Consider the following 2,248-nt stretch of genomic DNA (forward strand, 5'->3'; position numbering starts at 1 on the left):
ATGCCCGTATGATCCACGACCAGAGAGAGCGGCTGCGCCCCCTTGCAGCCAAGGCCAAGGGAGCGCAGGAAGCCGTCCTCAAGCGCGATGTAGGGGAGGTTATGTTGAGCGGCGTAGCGACGGGCCTTGTCCGCTGTGGGCTTGTGGCCCCAGCCAGCAATCAGCATTTCTCCCCTTGAAGCTTCTTGCTTTAGGAAAGGCCTGACCGCTTGGTTGCGTTTGAGGGAACGGGAGAAGAATTTCAGCATTACGTTATGTCCGTACTCCCCTTACATCAGAGAGAGCTGCTGAAGTTTTTCCCGCAGCGCTGCACGCAGCGACTCGTCCCGAAGGCCAAAAAAGATATTGGCGCAAAGGTAGTCCACCCAGTCACCCGCGTCGAAACGAGTTCCTTTCATGCGTACGGCCAGCATGCCACGATCTTTAGCCAGCGCCGCCAAGGAATCGGTAAGCTGAAGTTCCCCTCCATATCCCGGTTCGCTGTTGCTCAAATAGTTGAATAGATCTGGCGGCAATACGTAACGTCCTACAATGGCAAGTCTGGCGTCCGTCGTTCCGACGGCTGGCTTTTCCACCATCTCGGAAATCCGAAATACCCCATCCGCGATCTCATCGCCTTTCACCATGCCATATCTGTTAATCCGATCGGCAGGGACTTCCATCACTCCCACTACTGGCATGTTGTATTTTTCAGCCGTCTGAACCAGCTGTTCGAGCCCCGCGCCATCCCCCGTGATGAAGTCGTCTCCCACCATAACGGCAAAAGGCTCATTCCCCACGACCGCACGGGCACACGAAACGGCATGGCCGAGGCCAAGCTGTTTTTTCTGGCGTACTTCTATGACATCAATCATCTCCGCCGTATCTCTTACTTTGTGGAGTAGCGCCGTTTTTCCGGCCTTTGCCAGCACTTCTTCCAACTGAAGATTATAATCGAAATGATCCCCAATGACGGCCTTGCTTCTGCTGGTCACAAACACGACGTCGCGTATTCCCGCCCTCACGGCTTCTTCCACAACATGCTGAATGACGGGCTTGTCATAAATAGGCAACATTTCCTTGGGGATATTTTTGCTTGCTGGAAGTGAACGCGTTCCCCATCCCGCCACGGGAATAACCACCTTGCGAACCCTCACTCTTGCCTCCTCCCTTTTTCTTTCCGCCTGCGCAGAGTTCCCAATTGTATTTAAGATGGTATCTCAATGAATTATAGGGCCGTTTTTATCGGATTAATACGAGTTTCAAACACGTGAAGCGCGTCGGCAATAGCCTTGTCCATATCCCAGTAGCGGTACGCACCAAGGCGGCCGCCAAGGATGAGATTCGGCGTTTTTGCCGCCTCTTCCGCGTATTTCGCATACATCTCCGTGTTGCGCGTGTTGTTCACGGGATAATAGGCTTCGTCGCCTTTTTTGTAGGTTTTGGAGTATTCGCGGCAGATGACTGTCTTGTTCAGCGCAAAAGGCTCCTTGCGCTCCGGGTGATAGTGTTTGAATTCATGCAGACGAGTGAAAGGCACTTCCACGTCCGCATAGTTCATCACTGTAGTTCCCTGATAGTCCTGCACAGGCAGTGTTTCCCATTCAAAGCGCAGGGAGCGCCATTCAAGTTCTCCATATTTGTACTGGAAGAGCTGATCCGGCATACCGGTGTAAATCACCGTGCAGTCGGCGGGAATCTGCGACTTGATGCTCTCGTACTCGCAGTTCAGCTTCACCGTGATGAGCGGATTGTCCAACATGCGTTTGAAGATGCTGAAGTAACCGTCTTTCGGCACTCCCTGCCATGTATCATTGAAATAGTTGGCGTTATAGGTTGTGCGGAACGGAAGGCGGCTGATGATGGACGCGGGCAGCTCCCGTGGGTCATGTTCCCACTGTTTGTGGGTATAGCCCTTGATGAACGCCTCATATAAGGGGCGGCCGATCAAGGAAATAGCCTTTTCTTCCAGATTCTTTGGCTCTGCAATGTGGTCGCGGGCTATTTCCGCTTCTAGGAACGCCGCAGCCTCCGCAGGCCGGAAGTTTTTGTCATAAAAGGCATTAATGGTGCTCAGGTTGATGGGCATGGTATAGGCCTTGCCCTGATAGGTGATGAACACCTTGTGCTGATAGCTGGTGAACTCGCCGAACTTGTTGATATACTCCCACACCTGCGGAAGCGAGGTATGGAAGATGTGCGAGCCGTAGCGATGGCACTCTATGCCCGTCTCCCCATCCAACGAGGAGTGGCAGTTGCCGCCGATATG

At 53.2% G+C, this 2,248-nt stretch carries 3 protein-coding genes; all 3 read right to left on the reverse strand.

What is annotated here, in order from left to right; all coding sequences use genetic code 11:
• Nucleotides 1–248: capsular polysaccharide export protein, LipB/KpsS family (locus ACZM8Y_RS18075; RefSeq protein ID WP_482334770.1), on the reverse strand; the 248-nt coding region annotated here is incomplete at its 3' end.
• Nucleotides 249–269: 21 nt separating this feature from the next.
• Nucleotides 270–1,136 (reverse strand): UTP--glucose-1-phosphate uridylyltransferase, encoded by an 867-nt coding sequence (locus tag ACZM8Y_RS18080; protein ID WP_479859997.1) that lies wholly within the window; start codon nt 1,134–1,136, stop codon nt 270–272.
• 71 nt (nt 1,137–1,207) lie between these two features.
• Nucleotides 1,208–2,248: UDP-galactopyranose mutase (gene glf, locus ACZM8Y_RS18085; RefSeq protein WP_489502003.1), on the reverse strand; the 1,041-nt coding region annotated here is incomplete at its 5' end.

This window comes from Bilophila sp. (genome assembly GCF_057864385.1).